This is a genomic window from Streptomyces sp. NPDC052396 (genome assembly GCF_044593195.1).
Classification (GTDB): Bacteria; Actinomycetota; Actinomycetes; order Streptomycetales; family Streptomycetaceae; genus Streptomyces.
The window spans coordinates 472,481-488,683 of record NZ_JBIUAW010000001.1 but is presented as its reverse complement, the minus strand read 5'-3'; the positions used below and the strand labels follow the sequence as shown (position 1 = coordinate 488,683).

The 16,203-nt window shown below is 68.8% G+C and carries 18 protein-coding genes and 2 tRNA genes; 11 read left to right on the top strand and 9 right to left on the bottom strand.

Annotation, left to right across the window (positions count from 1 at the left end):
- Positions 1-90: 90 nt before the first annotated feature.
- On the top strand, positions 91-564 hold the full coding sequence (locus tag ACIHFE_RS02380) for a DoxX family protein (protein WP_400103704.1): 474 nt from the start codon (positions 91-93) through the stop codon (positions 562-564).
- A 160-nt stretch (positions 565-724) separates the two neighbouring features.
- Positions 725-1,345, top strand: a complete 621-nt coding sequence (locus tag ACIHFE_RS02375) for a DedA family protein (protein ID WP_400103702.1) — start codon at positions 725-727, stop codon at positions 1,343-1,345.
- A 119-nt stretch (positions 1,346-1,464) separates the two neighbouring features.
- Here ACIHFE_RS02375 and snpA read toward each other — a convergent pair whose 3' ends face one another.
- Positions 1,465-2,163: a snapalysin gene (snpA, locus tag ACIHFE_RS02370; protein ID WP_400103700.1), complete on the bottom strand. Its 699-nt coding sequence runs from the start codon at positions 2,161-2,163 to the stop codon at positions 1,465-1,467.
- Positions 2,164-2,367: 204 nt separating this feature from the next.
- Here snpA and ACIHFE_RS02365 point away from each other — a divergent pair, with 204 nt between their 5' ends.
- From ACIHFE_RS02365 to ACIHFE_RS02345, 5 genes are all read left to right on the top strand, one after another.
- Positions 2,368-3,438, top strand: coding sequence for a LysR family transcriptional regulator (locus ACIHFE_RS02365; protein WP_400103698.1), 1,071 nt, complete (start codon positions 2,368-2,370; stop codon positions 3,436-3,438).
- Positions 3,439-3,872: 434 nt separating this feature from the next.
- Positions 3,873-4,514, top strand: a complete 642-nt coding sequence (locus ACIHFE_RS02360) for a GntR family transcriptional regulator (protein ID WP_400103696.1) — start codon at positions 3,873-3,875, stop codon at positions 4,512-4,514.
- A 124-nt stretch (positions 4,515-4,638) separates the two neighbouring features.
- Positions 4,639-5,394 (top strand): SDR family oxidoreductase, encoded by a 756-nt coding sequence (locus ACIHFE_RS02355; RefSeq protein ID WP_400103694.1) that lies wholly within the window; start codon positions 4,639-4,641, stop codon positions 5,392-5,394.
- A gap of 174 nt (positions 5,395-5,568) precedes the next feature.
- Positions 5,569-6,678 (top strand): glycosyl hydrolase family 18 protein, encoded by a 1,110-nt coding sequence (locus ACIHFE_RS02350; RefSeq protein ID WP_400103691.1) that lies wholly within the window; start codon positions 5,569-5,571, stop codon positions 6,676-6,678.
- Between the two features lie 35 nt (positions 6,679-6,713).
- The gene (locus ACIHFE_RS02345) at positions 6,714-7,454 is read left to right on the top strand and encodes a 3-keto-5-aminohexanoate cleavage protein (protein WP_400103689.1); all 741 of its coding nucleotides are present in this window, start codon (positions 6,714-6,716) and stop codon (positions 7,452-7,454) included.
- Here the strand turns inward: ACIHFE_RS02345 and ACIHFE_RS02340 are convergent.
- Positions 7,433-8,041, bottom strand: coding sequence for a GTP-binding protein (locus ACIHFE_RS02340; protein WP_400103687.1), 609 nt, complete (start codon positions 8,039-8,041; stop codon positions 7,433-7,435). The two genes, ACIHFE_RS02345 and ACIHFE_RS02340, sit on opposite strands and share 22 nt — an antisense overlap.
- A gap of 118 nt (positions 8,042-8,159) precedes the next feature.
- On the opposite strand from ACIHFE_RS02340, the gene ACIHFE_RS02335 reads away from it, so the two are divergent.
- Positions 8,160-8,630 (top strand): hypothetical protein, encoded by a 471-nt coding sequence (locus ACIHFE_RS02335; RefSeq protein WP_400103686.1) that lies wholly within the window; start codon positions 8,160-8,162, stop codon positions 8,628-8,630.
- A 224-nt stretch (positions 8,631-8,854) separates the two neighbouring features.
- On the opposite strand, the gene ACIHFE_RS02330 is transcribed toward ACIHFE_RS02335, so the two are convergent.
- The 4 genes from ACIHFE_RS02330 to ACIHFE_RS02315 form a co-directional block, all read right to left on the bottom strand.
- The gene (locus tag ACIHFE_RS02330; RefSeq protein ID WP_400103684.1) at positions 8,855-9,172 is read right to left on the bottom strand and encodes a hypothetical protein; all 318 of its coding nucleotides are present in this window, start codon (positions 9,170-9,172) and stop codon (positions 8,855-8,857) included.
- Positions 9,173-9,703: 531 nt separating this feature from the next.
- Positions 9,704-9,766, bottom strand: a tRNA-OTHER gene (locus tag ACIHFE_RS02325).
- 119 nt (positions 9,767-9,885) lie between these two features.
- Entirely contained in the window at positions 9,886-10,572 is a 687-nt protein-coding gene (locus ACIHFE_RS02320) for a class I SAM-dependent methyltransferase (protein WP_400103682.1), read from the bottom strand.
- Between the two features lie 73 nt (positions 10,573-10,645).
- A complete protein-coding gene (locus tag ACIHFE_RS02315; RefSeq protein WP_400103680.1) occupies positions 10,646-11,122 on the bottom strand; it encodes a glycine-rich domain-containing protein in 477 nt (158 codons plus the stop codon).
- A gap of 619 nt (positions 11,123-11,741) precedes the next feature.
- Between ACIHFE_RS02315 and ACIHFE_RS02310 the strand changes: the two genes are divergently transcribed.
- Positions 11,742-12,092: a hypothetical protein gene (locus ACIHFE_RS02310; protein WP_400103678.1), complete on the top strand. Its 351-nt coding sequence runs from the start codon at positions 11,742-11,744 to the stop codon at positions 12,090-12,092.
- Positions 12,093-13,315: 1,223 nt separating this feature from the next.
- Here ACIHFE_RS02310 and ACIHFE_RS02305 read toward each other — a convergent pair.
- Together ACIHFE_RS02305 and ACIHFE_RS02300 are read right to left on the bottom strand one after the other, a co-directional pair.
- Complete coding sequence (locus tag ACIHFE_RS02305; RefSeq protein WP_400103676.1) at positions 13,316-13,738, bottom strand: ATP-binding protein; 423 nt, start codon at positions 13,736-13,738, stop codon at positions 13,316-13,318.
- Positions 13,739-13,784: 46 nt separating this feature from the next.
- Positions 13,785-14,192: an NUDIX hydrolase gene (locus tag ACIHFE_RS02300; protein WP_400104394.1), complete on the bottom strand. Its 408-nt coding sequence runs from the start codon at positions 14,190-14,192 to the stop codon at positions 13,785-13,787.
- A 112-nt stretch (positions 14,193-14,304) separates the two neighbouring features.
- Here ACIHFE_RS02300 and ACIHFE_RS02295 point away from each other — a divergent pair, with 112 nt between their 5' ends.
- Entirely contained in the window at positions 14,305-15,093 is a 789-nt protein-coding gene (locus ACIHFE_RS02295) for a GntR family transcriptional regulator (protein ID WP_400103674.1), read from the top strand.
- Between the two features lie 70 nt (positions 15,094-15,163).
- Here ACIHFE_RS02295 and ACIHFE_RS02290 read toward each other — a convergent pair.
- Positions 15,164-15,235: transfer RNA gene (locus ACIHFE_RS02290), tRNA-Val, on the bottom strand.
- A gap of 184 nt (positions 15,236-15,419) precedes the next feature.
- On the opposite strand from ACIHFE_RS02290, the gene ACIHFE_RS02285 reads away from it, so the two are divergent.
- Positions 15,420-16,184 (top strand): DUF4097 family beta strand repeat-containing protein, encoded by a 765-nt coding sequence (locus tag ACIHFE_RS02285; protein ID WP_400103672.1) that lies wholly within the window; start codon positions 15,420-15,422, stop codon positions 16,182-16,184.
- Positions 16,185-16,203: the final 19 nt, after the last annotated feature.

Genomic DNA, 16,203 nt, shown 5'->3' with positions numbered 1-16,203 from the left:
GTCAAGAAGCTTGAACTTGCAAGTACTCTGAGGGATACCTAACCTGTGAGACCGCTCGTTGTTTCCCGTCCCTGCCACGAGGAGCCAGGCATGTCCCCCACCACCACCGGTACCACCACGGCCGCCGCCTCCCCCACCGCCGCGGCCGGCCCGCTGGGCGAGCGGCTGGACGCCGCCCGTCCCTATGTCCTGTCCGCCTTCCGGATCGTGGTCGGCCTGCTCTTCGCCTGCCATGGCGCGGCCTCGCTGTTCGGCGTCCTGGGCGGCGCGGTGGGCGGCGGCAGCATCCCGGCGGGCACCTGGCCGGGCTGGTACGCGGCGGTGATCCAGCTGGTCGGCGGCGTACTGGTGCTGCTCGGCGCGGGCACCCGCGGCGCCGCCTTCATCTCCTCGGGCTCCATGGCCTACGCGTACTTCAATGTCCACCAGAGCCACGCCCTGTGGCCGATACAGAACGGCGGCGAGGCCTCCGTGATGTTCTGCTGGGCCTTCCTGCTGCTGGTCTTCACCGGCGCCGGCCCGCTCTCCGTGGACCGTCTGGCGGCCCGCTCCCGCCAGAGCTGACGCCCGGCGCACGCAACCCATGGGGCAGGTGATGCAGCTCGCATCCCATGCCCCATGCACATTTCGCAGCAGCCCCAGGCGTACTGTGTACGGTTGTGAAGGCCGCTCCTGCCGCTCCCCTGCGACATCGCGGCGGGGGACCGTACCAGGAGATCGGGTCGTGCTGGAGCAGTTGGGGGCGTTGGCCAACACGCCCTGGATATACGTCGTGGTGGGACTCTCCGTCCTGCTCGATGTCTTTCTGCCGGTGCTGCCCAGCGGCGTACTGGTCATCACCGCGGCGACCGCCGCGGCCGGTTCGGCGGTCGGCGGCGACCACCCCCGCCCCGATCTGGCGGAGATGTTCGCGCTGGTGCTCTGCGCCGCCACCGCCTCGGTCGCGGGTGACCTGGTCGCCTACCGGCTGGCCTGGCGCGGCGGCGACCGCTTCGACCGCGCCATCGCCCGCTCCCGCCGGCTGACCGCCGCCCAGGAGAAGCTGGGCACCGCGCTGCTGCGCGGCGGCGGCGCCCTGGTGGTAGTGGCCCGCTTCGCGCCGGCCGGACGCTCGGTGGTCAGCCTGGGCGCCGGAGTGATGCACCGCCGGGTCCGCGACTTCCTGCCCTGGTCCGCGCTGGCCGGACTGACCTGGGCCTCGTACAGCGTGAGCCTGGGCTACTTCGGCGGCCGCTGGCTGGGCGCCACCTGGATCGGCACGGCCGTCTCGGTGCTGGCGCTGTTCCTGGCCGGTGCCGGGGCGGCGTTCCTGATACGGCGCCCACGGGAGGCCGAGGCGAGCTAGGCGCTCGCGCCGGTGCCCCGCGTCTCCGACGAGGCGCGGGGCACATCTGTCATCGGGCCCGGTCAGCTCAGTGAGCTCAGTGGCTCAGTGAGCTCAGTGGCTCAGTGAGCCCGGTGGGCTCAATGAGCCTTGGCCCGCAGCCCCTTGTCGGCTCCGGCGCTCAGCCCGTTCGCCCAGAGCGTGTCAACCCGCCGCCGCTCATTGGAGTTGGGGTACGGGTTGGTGCAGGACGGGCCGGGACCGCCACCCGACATCAGCTCGCTGCACGGCCCGGAGTAGTGGTCCGGCAGGCCCAGCACATGGCCGGTCTCATGGGCGGTGACCCGGGTGGAGTCGAACTCCTGATTCTGCTGGTAGTCCAGGAACACATAGCCGTGCCCATGGCCGTCGGTGCTGGCGTAGGAGCCATTGGCGTCATTGCCCTCGTAGTAGCTGAAGTCGGCGTTGCCGCCCTCCTGCAGCCGGACGTTGTGCACCGAACCGTTCCAGATCCGGGCCGCGTTGGCTATCTCGCCGGCGAAGCTCGGCGCCTGGCTGGGGTCATAGGTGACGGTCACGGTACGCAGCCCGGGCTGGGCCTTCTGCTTGGCCAGCGCGGACTTCATCACCGCATCGAAGAACGCCTTGTTGTTGACCGCCTCGGCCCGGGATCCGGCGTACGCCGCTCTGGACTTCGCCGTGGAGACCTGCTGGTGGCTACTTGCCGCCTGGGCCGGTACCGCCGCGACGGCGGCCGCCAGACCAAGGCCCAGGGCGGCGGTCAGTACCATGGAGGAGCGCTTGAGCGCAGGGTGGAACGTGCTCATGGAGCGGTTCATGTGGGGGACTCCATCCATACGGAGGTCCCGGTGACCGCCGGGTGGGACAGCGGTCCGGGACGCACCGGAACTTTCGGTTTCGCAGAGTGTCCGCCACACACCGCCGTTGCGGATGATGCCAGTTGGCGATAGCTCCGTCCCATCACCCCGGACCGGCCGCACGGTTGCCCGAGATGTGCCTGGTGTGGCCAACGAGGCGCGGATATGCTCCCGTCTGTGGAGCTTGAGGTCAGACACCTCCGAGCGCTTTGTGCCATTGCCGACACGGGCAGCGTACGGAAGGCCGCGGTGCGGCTCGGCATGACCCAGCCCTCGCTCACCACCCAGCTGCGCCGCATCGAAACCGCCATCGGCGGGCCGCTGTTCACCCGTGGACGGGCCGGCAGCCAGCCCACTCCGCTGGGCCAGACCGTGCTCTCCCGGGCCCGTCCCATCGTGGCCGAGATGACCGCCCTGGTGGCGGCCGCCCGGGACGCGGCGGCGGCCGGTCTGGGCGGCCTTCGGCTGCGCATCGGCGGCATCGGCAGCCGGGCGGTGGCCGGTTGGCTGCTACGCATCCACAAGAGGCTGCCGGAAGTGGACACCACCGTTCACATAGATGTCTCGTCCACCACTCTGGTGCAACTGCTCTGCGCCGGCCGGCTCGACCTGGCCCTGCTCCATGAGCCGGCCGGATTCCCCCTACACCTTCCCGACGGCCTGCAACGACTGGTGGTCGTCCCCCTCGAACCACGCTTTATCGCCCTGTCAGCCGCCCATCCGGCGGCGGAGCAGTCCTCGGTGCCACTGGCCCAACTGGCCGAGGACGCCTGGATCGTGGACCCGGCGGCGGACCATGACTGCGCCGCGCTGCGCCATGCCTTCACCCTGGCCGGGCTCAGCCCCCGGCTGCTGAACATACGCGACCACTTCATCGCGGGCGATCTGGTGGCCGCCGCCGAGGCGGTCCGCCCCTGCCAGCCGCTGGACGAGCCGGCCGCCGGCACGGTCGTACGCCCGCTGCGGGACGACCCGCTGACCGGACGGCTGCTCCTGGCAGCCCGGCCCGGCGCGCTCTCCCGCACCGAACTGGACGAGCTCTGCGGGGACTTACGCGAGGCGTACGGCGAACTGGTGGCCGCGAACGCGACCTATCAGGGATGGCTGGAACGCCATGGCTCCACACTCTTCGATGAGGTGTGGCCTTGGCCGACGGGAACCGGCCATACCTGCCGCACTACTGTCCCCAAGTCCCCCATCTGTGGCGGCTCCAGCCCGCGGATCAGCGCGCCATAGTCGGTGAACCGCCGCACCCCACAGGCCCGGCAGCTCTCGGCGCCGCGCCCCTCCATGACCCAACCCGCCACTTCATGGCGGCAGTTCACCCGGGATGGGACCACCGCAGATGCCGCCCCATCGCGGCGATCGCCAACTCCCCCGCCCGGACGTCCCTCCGCCGCACGGCTGCGCCGAACTCGCGCCTGAGTTCCCCGCAGCGTCCACAGGGAGCCGGCCGGTTTTCCGCCCGTTCGCCCTGGCCGTCCCGGCCGGCGGCCGGTTCGCGCGCGGCCCGACCGCACGCTGTCGCCGCCTGTTTGCGCAATGCCCCTCACCACGCCCCCACAGTGTCTAGAGCCACGAGTAAATTGAAGCAGTCTGTCTCTATACATGGCAAGAGGCATCGCGACTTCCCTCTACGCTGTTCTCCTCCAGAGAGAGGTGATCGCTTTATGGCCAACCCGGGCACCAGCCGCCGCCCCAAGTACCAGCGGATCGCGGCCGATTTGCGGCAGGCGGTCCAGGCGGGCGAGTACCGCCCCGGCGATCGCCTGCCCGGCGAGAACGACCTGATGGCCGCCTACCAGGTGGCCCGGATGACGGCCCGCCAGGCGCTGGGTGTGCTGCAGACCGAGGGCCTCGCCGAGGCGCGCAAGGGCGCCGGCGTCTTCGTCCGCTCATTCCGGCCACTGCGCCGCCGCGGCGGCCCCGATGGCATCGACACCCATGCGGTGGCCCTCGACGGTGCCGTCGAGGAGCAGCGCACTCCCCCGCCCACCGTGGCCGACGCCCTGGCCCTGTCGCCGGCCGCGGTCATCCCGGTGCGCGATCACCGCTTTGTACGGGACGGCAAGCCGGTGCTGCTCTCCACCTCGTACCGGCCCCAGCCCGGGCTGGTGGCGGTGCGCTTCCGGGAGGAGATCCACTGCCGGATGCCGTCCTCCGAGGAGGCGCAGCAGCTCCGGCTGCCGCCGGGCACGCCGGTGATCCAGATCCGTCGTACCGGGTTCGCGCCCGACGGGCGGGCCATCGAGGTCAACGAGCTGACTCTGGACGCCAGTTCCTACCTCCTTGAATACGAGTTCGACGTCTGACTCACGGCATACCGGCCACCAACTCCCCCTTGGGGACAGCCGGCACTTCCCGGTCCATTTGCGAGTGCGCGCCCGCCGGGCGACCGTGGAGGGGATGGTGTCCTTCGAGCGCCCGGGAGTTCCCATGCCCACTCGCACCCTCAAGGACAAGGTCGTCGTCATCGGCGGCGCCTCCCGCAATCTCGGCAGCCTGATCGCCCGGGAGATCGCACCGGACGGCCCCAAGCTGGTGGTCCACTACAACAGCGACTCCTCACGCGACAAGGCGGAGGACACGGTCGCCCAGTGCGAGGCCGCCGGGGCCGAAGCGATCAGCCACCAGGGCGACCTCACCGAGGTCGCGGAGGTGGAGCGGCTCTTCGACGCCGCACACAAGGAGTTCGGCAAGGTGGACTGCCTGGTCAACACGGCCGGCATGGTGATCAAAAAGCCGATGGTGGAGACCTCGGAAGAGGAGTTCGACCGGATGTTCGCCGTCAACACCAAGGCGGCCTACTTTATGATGCGCGAGGCCGCCAAGCGGCTGGAGGACGGCGGCAAGATCATCACCGTGGTGACCTCGCTGCTGGCCGCCTACACCGGCCTCTACTCCGTCTACGCGGGCAGCAAGGCACCGGTCGAGCACTTCACCCGCGCCCTGTCCAAGGAACTCTTCGGCCGCAGGATCTCGGTCAACAACATCGCCCCCGGGCCGATGGACACCCCCTTCTTCTACCCGGCCGAGACCGATGACTCCATCGCTTACCACAAGTCCTCTGCCATGAACGGCGAGTTGACGAAGATCGAGGACATCGCGCCCTGCGTGAAGTTCCTGCTGACCGACGGCTGGTGGCTCAACGGCCAGACGCTCTTCATCAACGGCGGCTACACCACGCGTTGAGCGCGGCCCGTAAGGGTCGCGGGGCAGCCCAGCCGCGTCATGCGGCTCCGCCGCGTGGGCGCGACCTGTCACGGCCGGCCCGCACCCGGCGGTGACACGCCGCCCCGCCCACCGGTCTACCGTTGATCGCCCGCAGTCCCGCCCCGCCGCAGAGAGCCCGCAGAGACCCCGAAGATGCCCCGCACCCCCACCCCCCACCGCGCCATGCGCGCCGCCATAGCCCTCGCCATGACCGCCGCGGGACTCGCCGCCTGCGGCCATGGCCCCTCAGCGCACCACGCGGCGAAATCCGCTACCACCCCGGCCCTGCAGGCCTGGGTCCATCCCGGTTCCGCCGGTGACCCCGCCTGTACCGCTCCCGCCGAGTACCGGGACGGGCGCCTGCGCGAGGGCACCCTGAAAGCCGAGTACTGGCAGGTGGACGCGGACGGCGCACTGGTTCTGCAATCCGCCGATGAACTGCCCTGCAACGGCTTCAGCGAGGCCAACGCCGCCGAGATGAAGCGGAATTCGGCGCACCAGTACACCACCGTCTCCGCCATGGACCACACCATGGTCGCCGCCCTGGTCAATGACCCGGCCCGCCGAACCAAGGCCGTCGGTCAACTCACCGACCTGGCCAAGCGGATCGGCTTCACCGGAGTGGACATCGACTTCGAGGACTTCTGGAGCTGGTCCGCGCAGGACGAGCGGGGCTTCACGGCCTTCCTGGCCGAACTGGCCCGCACCCTCCACTCCGCCGGACTCAAACTCCAGGTCGACGCCCCCGCCGAACTCCACGACCACGACTCCCCGTTCGACTTCAAGCACGTACTCGGCGCCGGCACCGACCAGCTGGTGGTCATGGCCTACGGCCGGGTCTTCAACTCCCCCGGCAACGACCGCTGCCTGCCCATCGCCCCGGACGACTGGGTACGGGACGCGGTCGGCTACGCCCGCTCACAGGTCCCCGACCCGGACCGGCTGGTCATCGGACTGCCCTCGTACGGCATCAGCGCACCCGACCCCTGCGACCCCAAGCACATCCAGGACAGCCAGGCGATGTCGGTGACGCGCCGGCAGCCCGGCTACTCCGAGGATCCCCAAGTGGTGCGCCGCCGCCGCGACCCCGGCTCGGGCGAGGTGCGCTGGGTCGACCACAACACCCTCTACGACTACGCGGACCAGTCCACCATGGACGCCCGGCTGGCTCAGCTGACCCGGCTCGGGGTGCGCCATGTCTCGGTCTGGGTGCTGGGCGGCGGCAACCCCTGGTTCTCGGCGAAGGCGCTGACCGGGCGCTAGGCATCACCGCTCAACCCCTCTGCCAGCATGGGCTCATGCTCCAGGTATGCCTCAATGGCCCGCACACCCCCGCCGGTCACAACCGTATCCCTGTCATCCCTGTCACCCCCGTCACCCCGGACGAACTGGCCGCGGCCGCCCGGGAGGCAGTGGCGGCCGGAGCGGAGGACGTCCACCCCCACCCCAAGGACGCCCAGGGCCGCGACTCCCTGGCCCCCGCCGAGGTCGCGGCGGCGGTGACGGCCGTACAGTCCGCCGTCCCCGGAATCCGGGTCGGGGTCACCACCGGGGCCTGGGCCGTACCGGATCCGGTGGAGCGGGAGCGGCTCGTCCGGTCCTGGACCGTGCTGCCCGACCACGCCTCGGTCAACTGGCATAAGGACGGCGCCGCATCGGTGACCGATGCCCTGCTGGAGCACGGCGTGGGCATCGAGGCCGGAATCTTCTCCGGCACGGACGCGGCCCGCCGCTTCCTGGCCTGGCCCCGCGCGCACCGTGTGCTGCGCGTCCTGGCCGAGGTGATGGACGAGGACCCGCACACCGCCCCGGCCACCGCCGCCGCACTCCTCCGACAGCTCACTCCCGCCGCCGAGTTGGGGATCCTGCTGCACGGCCAGGGCGCGGCGGCCTGGCCTGTGCTGCGGATGGCGCTGGCGCGCGGGCTGCACACCCGGATCGGGCTGGAGGACGCCTCACAGCTGCCGGACGGTGCGCCCGCGCCGGACAACGCGGAGCTGGTGCGTGCCGCGCGGCGCTACGCCCCGTCGGGCACGTAGGAGTCCAGGGCGGCCGCGAGCTGGAGGACGGCGGCCCGGTCCTCATCCTCCTCCAGCGCCCTGAGCGCCGACCCCACCAGCACGGGTGCCTGGTCACCGGGGTATCCGGCCTCCGTGAGAGCCGTCCGGATCTCCGCCTCCACCACGTCCAGCATTCCCTCGTCCGCCAGGTCGCTCTTGTTGAGGAAGGCCACCACCCGGCGGATGCCGATCTCATGGGCGAGCCGCAGATGGTCCCGGCCCTGGGCGGTCACCCCGTCCGGGGCGGCGACCACCAGAATGGCGGCGTCCAGCCGGGCACCGCCCTCGGCCAGGCCCTTGAGGTCCTCGGGCTTGGGGCAGTCGATGTGCACATAGTGGCGGGCCGCGGTGTCGTACTCGACATGGCTGGCATCCACGGCGCCCTCACGCGCCTGCTCGTCCGGCGCCCGGTCCACCGCCTGGAAGTGGCTGTGCCGCCCCCCGTACTCCTTGGCCAGCACGCGGGCGAGAGCCACGGTCACCGTGGTCTTGCCATGGTCCACATGGCCAAGGGTGCACACATGCACGGTGCTGGGCTGGGCGCGTTCGGGCTGCTGCTCGGCCATGGGGTGCCTCGATTCCTCTGCTGCGGCGACTGGTCCTTGGCCAACGATGCAAAGCCGGGCCGGGTCACGTAGGCCCCTTGGGCCACAGGGCTTTGGCACCAGCGGCTAGGGTCCTGTCATGGACTGGGGGACTCTGGTGGGCACCGGATTCGGCGCCGTGGTAGGCGTCGGCTCCACCTTGCTCTCCGACCGGGTGCGCTGGCGGCGCGACCACGCCGCCCGGCAGCAGGATGTGAAGCGGCAGCTCTACGGCGAGTACCTGGCCGCCCTCACCCGGACGCGGACCGATCTCAAGGAGGTGGTCCGCACCACGGCCTCCGCCGGGGAGGAACGCGCCCGCAGGGCCGGGGACGCCTACCGGGACGGCGGCGCCTATGAACTCCGCTACCAGATGGCGATCATCGCGCCGGGGCGGGTCGTCGATCCCTCCGAGACCGCGCTGCGTCTGCTGCGCGACGTCCGCGACCACATCCGCGACGGCGCCGACCAGGCCCGGCTGGACAGCGAGTTCGGCAGACTCACCGCTGCCGTCAAGGAACTCCGTGATGCGATGCGGGCGGATCTGGGGGCGGATGAGTGGGCGGGGTGAGGGCGGACACCGGCGTCGATGCCGCCGGGGGAGCTGGGAGCCGAGATCATGGTGCGGCGTGCCCCATCAGCCGGCCGGCGAGCGGCCCCATATGGGCAGTTGCGCCTGCGGTTGTTGTGGTGAGGATACGGACGGGATGGCGGGAAGGCCGGCGAGGTCCCGACAAAGCGAGCCCCGCCGTCTGCGATTTGGCAATGCCCCCTCATGAGAGCGGACAATGTGGGCTACTTGGCGCGTACCTTACGGCCCTTTGGCGGCTCGCATTCCTTCGCGGCCGCGATGAAGGGCTTGAGCGCGTCATGGAGCTTGTTCAGTGAGTCGGGCCCAAGCTCGATCTGGTAATACTGGACAGAGGGCACCAACCTGGTTTCGAATTCGCCGCTTCCGTCCTCATCATTCTTCGCCGCCCCTACCCGCACCTCCATACCGGGGACTGCGAAGGTGTGCAGATGGACGTCCCCCGTCACGGTCGGATCGAGGTCATCGTAAGCCTCAACCTTCACCCAGGTCTCCTGGGTGAAGGACTGGTCTCCCACCGTCAATGTTCTGCCTCCCTTCCGCACACCCGGCTCACCTCGCCGCGATTCGTCTACCTCAATGAATCTGGTACCCATCAGCGCCCCTTCCCAGGAAAGACCAAAGCGTAGCCGCTGTTGGGGAGTTGCACTCAATCGGGAAGACGTCAGGATGCCTCTGCTGTTCCCGGACACCCTTTTACCGCCGTTGTGCAGGTTCGCGCCGGAATCGCCGATGAAGGCGTTCCGGCAGCCATTACTGCCTCGCCGGGCGGTGGCCGAGCGGGAGGAACAGCACTGGTGGCAAAGTCCAGTTGAGCTGCATGCCGCCTCGGGTCACGGAGCGGGCGCAGGAGTTCGGCGGTCACCGTATGCCCCTCTTCGTTCCGGCCGGGCCGCCAGGCGGGTCGCGAGGACTACGACCAGGGCGAGGCCGCGCTTACCGGCCGCCGGCCACCTGGCGGGACCCGGTCACCAGGGCCGGCCGTTCCGGTGTGACGCGCCCCCCTGAAGAGGGAAAGGCCCCCAGCCGATCAGGACTGGATGCCTCCGCACCGGTGGGCGCAGCTGGGATCGAACCAGCCACATCTGCTTTGTAAGAGTCTTCTGGGACCTGCGCCCCACCTGCGGATACGCATCCATAGGCCCCCTGGTCTGCGGAAATGGCATCACTGGCTATCACCCGGAATCCCGGCCGATCAGGGGGGCATATGTACCGAATGTGTACGGCATGCTGCGGCTCAGGAGGGGCCGGCCGGAGCCATGGCTCGGACCAGGAGTGTCCCGGTCGTCCACCCCTCGGGGGCCGGAATCTCGATGGCCAGTGGGTCACGGAACCCATGCTGATCCAGTTGGGCGACCCACTTTTCGGCGGTGTAGTCCCAGCGCTTGACGACCAGGGGGTTCGGATCGTCAGCCTGATTGATATAGGACGCCTGACAGCCGTAGCAGCCTTCCACGGGCGGCCGCTGGGAGAAGGCCAGGACTCCACCGGGTCTGAGTACGTCGCGCACGGCGGGGAGCATCTGCTCCGGATCAGTGAACCAGACCGCTCCGAACACGGAGAACACCGCGTCGAACCGCTCCTCGGTATCGCTCATGAAGTCGAGCGCCTCCCGCTGGTGGAGTTCGAGCCCGGTGAGTTCACCCCACCGTTCCCGGGCCGCATCGAGCTGCACGGGGGAGACATCCAGCCCGACCGCGCGATGACCGATGGTGGCGAGGTGGGCGAGGTTACCGCCCGTGCCGCACCCCAACTCCAGAATGGGGCTGCTCCGCTCCGCCCCGAGGACTTCAGCGCCCGGGCCGTGGTCGGGGTACTGAGTCCAGTTGAACCAGGTCGTCTCGCCCTTGGCGTTCGTCAACCGACGGCCACCCGGCTTCTTGCGAGCGTAGGTGTCCCATGCGGTGGTGGTCGTGTCGGTCACATGCTCTCCCGTCGTTGGCCAAGGGTGGCCAGCCGCCCCTCCCGGGGACGGCTGGCTTCAACGTCTGCCGTGCTCAACCAGCCTGGGCGATGTTCTGCACCGGGCTGTTGTGGCAGTTGGCGTGGCACTGCGAACAGTCGGCGATCTCCAGCTCAGGCCAGAACTCCAGATCCACCGCGTACCCGGCCGCCATGATGGCCTCCACGGTCCGGGCGCGAAGTGCCTTTCCGCCACCGTGTTCCTCGCGGCTGAGGAACCCAGGCTGGTGGTGAACGAACTTGCCGAATGCCGCTTGACAGAAGTCGGCGTAGTCCTTGGTGCGCAGGACGAACGCGTGCCAGAAGTCGTCTACCAAGGGAGACGGACTGAGCGGCTTGTCGGTGGCGGCGCTGGCGGCGAGGAACGCCAGCATCTGTCCCACGCCCCGGCCGGCCACATCAGCCGTGATGTGTCCGTACTTGGCCCGGACGTCAGACGCGATGGTCTCCCGCAGTTCGTCACTGACCAGTGTTCCTGCATCAAGGACGGGTCGTTCGCGAACGGTTGTCACGCCTTGCCTCCTCTGTCGGATAGTGCTCGGACGTGAGCCCGCTTCGGCCGCCGACCCGGGAATGGGTGAGACGACGGCCGAAGCGCGCGGTTACTGGCCGGCAACGACGGCCGGCCGCCGTTGGCCAACCGCACTTCCCTTGCTTCCACTCGCCCACTGTCAACCCCCGGTAGTCCAGCGCCACCTGTCGACAACCAGCGTGCGTGGCCGTGCAGTCGTAGCCGAGGGCGCATGGCAGGCGGCATCCGGGCCCCACGCGTACGCGGTCAGTACATCCGGAGCATCTCTTCGATGTGCACGCTTTCCAAGTCTGTTGGTGAAGAAGCAGGGTGCGGCCGTGGCCGTTCACCTGCGTTCATGGCGAACGAGGGCTGGGCTGGTCGCTGGCGACGGGCCCGTCTGTATGGCGGTGAACGTAGCTGGATGAGACGGAAACTGAGACGACCTGGCACAGGGCCAGACTGTCTCTACCTGGCGCGACCTTCTGATCCGTAGCTCTAAAGAGATCGGTCACGGACGGTCATACAGGTCGCCCTTCGGCTGCACTGGGACGCTACGGAGTGGGGCCGGTTGCTGTGGTTGCTTTATCCGGCTGCTGTACAGCAGGATCCTGGTGGGGGTGGGCGGCGTGGAGCGGGAAGTACTCGAACGGCTGCTGGTTGGCGACGACGAGGCGTCCGTGGCCGCTCTGGCTGCGCTCCGCTGCAGCGGTTCCCACGTGCTCTGGGAGGGGACTGCGTCTGCTGAGTCGCTAGCCCTTGTCTATGGACGCCGGCTGCGGCACACGCGCCGCCGGGGAATCGAGACCAAGAACCTGGCATGCGCCGTGGAACTGCTCGGCCGGCATCCACAGCCGGTTCGTCTGGGGCAGATCAGGGCTACCGATGGCTCCTGGACCTTCATGCTGTTTCTGACCGAAGACGGCGGGAGGCTGATCGCGTGCACCGGCGTTCGGCGGACCCGTGCCTGAACCTCAGCTGACGAAAGTCAGCCACGATGGCGGGTGCGCCGACCGATCAGGCGCGCGCATGTCTCGCTGTACCCCACGGGGCTCAGCCACGCTGCTGATGCCGTCGACCAGAGCAATCCACGACAGCCGATGCGTGGCCGCGGCGCCGGAGTCCTCAGCTTGAGAAGCTGCGATCACTTGGGTCGGTGCGGTCGTTGACCTGGGTGTACGGTCCGAGCGTGGCCCCGTCTCGGCTGGTCGCTTTCATCGTGATTTCCCGCTGTTCCTCGCTCGATCTGGTGCGCTTGTGGTGCAGAGGCAGATGGCGTGCCTGCGACTGTGACGGGGGCGGATGGTCAGATGACCAGTGGACTTTCAGGCTCAGCGGCAAGGCGAAGACGCTCAAAAAACTGAAGAGCACCCTCTTTAGGGATGAGTTGCGGCGATCGCCGGTGCTTGATCTGGAAAAACTCGGGCACGCGGGCTTGGGCGCAGAGTGAGGTCGGCGTAGCGGCTTTGGGGGTGGCGCTGCTTCGGCGCGAGTGATCACGGCCCCGTAAGCTTGCGGCGCGTCGGGCAGTCTGTGGACCTGCCCGGTAAAGCACGACGTTAGGGCCATGATCTTCGAGGCTCGCGCCAAAGTGACTCCGAAAGCCGTGGAGCCGACCCAGCCACGATGTACCCCTTCTCTGGCCTCAGGCGGCTGATTGCTGTGCGCGCGGCACGGGCGCTGGCCGGGCTGGGGCGGGGTGGAGACATGAGCGCAGGCCCGGCCGGGGGCCGGGCCGCGCGCGGTGAGCGGAGCGAGCCGCCTTGAACTCGTAGAGAAGGTTGTTACTCAACTCCCCGACAGACGGCGGGCGGTGAGAAGAGGTACGTGGCGAGGGGGGCGGAGCATGATGGGGTGTTGCGCCTCGGGCCGTGGGCGAGTGGGAGGAACAGCACTGGCCGCAAGGTCCAGTTGACTCGCATGTCACCTCGGGTCACGGTGTAGGCGCAGGCGTGTCCGCCGATGAGTGAGTGCGTGGCCAGGGCCCTGTCGAACGAAGCCCGTGCCGCTTCGGCTTGCTCCGCGGCAGAGTCGGGCATCAGCCTCTGCATCGCCACAATGACACCGACGACTGCCTCCGAGGCACTGCCGGCGCCGAAAGCCGTGACGGCCATGGGGCCTTGCTCGCTGTCGATGGTGGAGACCGTGCATTCGCACCAGTAGCCGGTCTGCAAGCGGGCTCCGGAGGGGTTCTTCATCGGGCGTCTCCCTGGGTGCTCGTCGGCAGGAGAAGTTCGGCGGTCACCGTGTGCCCTTCTTCGTTCCGGCGGACCGCCAGGCGGGTCGCGAGGTCGGCGACCAGGGCGAGGCCGCGCCCGTTGGTGGCTGTCGGTTCCGCGCGCTCAGCGATTGGTGCGTCTGCGGCTCCGCCCGAGTCCATGACGGAGACGGCGACCACCCGCTCCGAGAGGGTCAGGACTACGTGGAAGTACCCCTCGCCGCTGTCGGTGTGCATGACGGCGTTGGTGCTCAGCTCGCTCACGATCACGGCGACGTCATCGACGCAGGCGCAGTGCCGCAGGACGTCACGGGCCCAGCGCCGGACGCGGCCAACTTCTTCTGCCGAACCTGGGCAAGTGAGCCCCCAGAATCGCGGACAGCTCGTATACTCATCCATACAAGTTCCTTTGCGCTGGTGGGACGCTATGGACAGTGGGATTCGGTTAGACGAGTTTCACGCCGTCGTGGGCCCGGACGGCCGGCGGGGTTGCTGCGTCAAGGGCGTCCAGGACGCGTATGGCGTATGCCTCGTCGGCGAGCTCTATGACCTCGTCGCGCGTCACCCAGCGCAGTTCGCGGGTCTCGGCGCCCGTGGTCGGGTTCCCGTCGATCGCTTCGCAGCGGAAGACGAGGGCGATGATCAGGCCGGTCATGTTCTTGTACACGCCGGTCAGGACCGCCGGGGTAGCGATCTTGATTCCGGTCTCTTCGAGCACTTCGCGCTCAAGAGCATCGGGGATGGTCTCGCCAGCCTCCAGTACGCCGCCGGGCGGCTCCCAGCGGCCGTTGTCCCGCCGCTTGATCAGCAGCGCGCGGCCCTGGTCGTCCACGATGATCCCGGCGACGCTCACGGAATGGGGGCGCTCTGTGCTCACGTTCCTCGGTCCCCTTTGGCTGACTAGGCTCTCCACCGTAGCAACCGGACTCAACTACTCGTCTAGACACTCAAAGGAGTGCATGCTCATGGCCGCCCTTCCCTCCGGTTTGCTCGGAGCGTTGGATCCCACCAGCGATCGCGCGGTGTTCCGCCAGATCGCCGACCAACTGCGGGAAGCCATCTGCAAGGGCCAACTTCAAGCAGGCGAAAAGCTACCTTCGGAGGCCGAGTTGGTGGAGCACTACTCCGTCTCACGGATGACGGTGCGCAACTCGCTGTCCACCCTTCAGGGTGAAGGGCTGGTACTGGCCGAGCACGGCAAGGGTGTCTTCGTCCGGTCGCGGCCACCCGTGCGTCGTCTGGCATCCGACCGGTTTGCCCGGCGGCATCGGGAACAGGGTAAGTCCGCCTTTACCGTGGAGGCGGAGACTGCGGGCAGCCACCCCGAGGTGGACCGGTTGGAGGTGCGGGAAGAGCGCGCGTCAGCTGATGTCGCCGCCCGACTTGGTGGAGCGCGCAGGGTGTTGGCCCGTCGGCGCCGTTATCTGCTCGACCGACGGCCGATCGAGATTGCTATCTCGTACATCCCTCTCGACATCGCGCGCGGGACACCGATCGCCGAACCGAACCCGGGGCCCGGCGGGATCTACGCACGACTTGAGGAACTCGGGCACCGGCTGGACCACTTCGACGAGGAGCTTCGCGCAACGATGCCAACTCCGGCGGAGGTCAAGGAGCTCCAGCTCGCCTCCGGCGTACCCGTCATCCGCCTGATCCGCACCGCGTACGACACCGAGGACCGGGCCGTCGAAATCTGTGACACGGTCATGTCTGCTGACGCATATGTACTGGCCTACCGACTACCTGCCACCTAGCAACTGAATGGGCGCGCCCCTGAAAAGGGAAAGGCCCCCAGCCGATCAAGACTGGAGGCCTCCGCACCGGTGGGCGCAGCTGGGATCGAACCAGCGACATCTGCTTTGTAAGAGCAGCGCTCTACCGCTGAGCTATGCACCCGGGTGGAGAGGACAGCCTACATGGCCCCGCCCGCCTCCCCGCAAACCGATACGGGTACCGATACAGAAACCGGTACCGGGGGTTATCCCTACCCCCAAGGCGGTAGCGGGCAGGATCGCGGGGGGCTTGATCAACTCCATACAGTGAGGGACGTAACGAAGTCCCGCCGAAGACGGAGATGACCATGCCTCGCCTCGCCCGTGCCGCCCGACTGACGCTGCTGGCCGGTGGTGTCGCTCTCGCGGCGGTAGCCGTTGCCGGATGTGGGTCGGCGGATCTGGACAAGGCCAAGGCGGAGCACCGGGCGTTCGCGCTCAGTGGGCGGACGCTCACCGTGGACTCGGACAACTCGGAGCTTCAGCTGGTGCCGGGGAGCGGCAAGGATGTGCAGGTCACCCGGTGGTTCGCCGGGTGGTCGATGGGCGGGGAGACCAAGGCGGCCTGGGAGATGGACCAGGGGACGCTCAAGCTGCGGGAGCACTGCGGCGGGATCAGCCATGACTGCCAGAGCCGGCACCGGATCGAGGTGCCGCGTGGGGTGGCGGTCGTGGTGAAGGACGACAACGGCAAGGTCACGGTGCGGAACCTGGCCGGCGATGTGCGGGTGACCTCGCACAATGGGCGGATCGTGGCCCAGGACATCAAGGGCGGTGTGGACCTGCGGTCCGGCAATGGCGAGGTGACGGGCGAGGGGCTGGACGCCCGGCAGGTGCGGGCGGAGTCCGACAACGGGCGGATCCGGCTGACGCTGAACCGGGCGGCGGACCGGGTCACGGCGAGCAGCCACAACGGCGAGGTCAAGGTCACCCTGCCGGAGGGCAAGTACCAGGTGGACGCGGGCAGCCACAACGGCAGGGTGAAGATCGGCGTCAAGCGGGACGACGACAGCCCGCACGCGGTGTCCGTGCACACCGACAATGGCGCGGTCACCCTGGACAGCGCCGGCTGACCGGCCCTCGGGCTCTCGC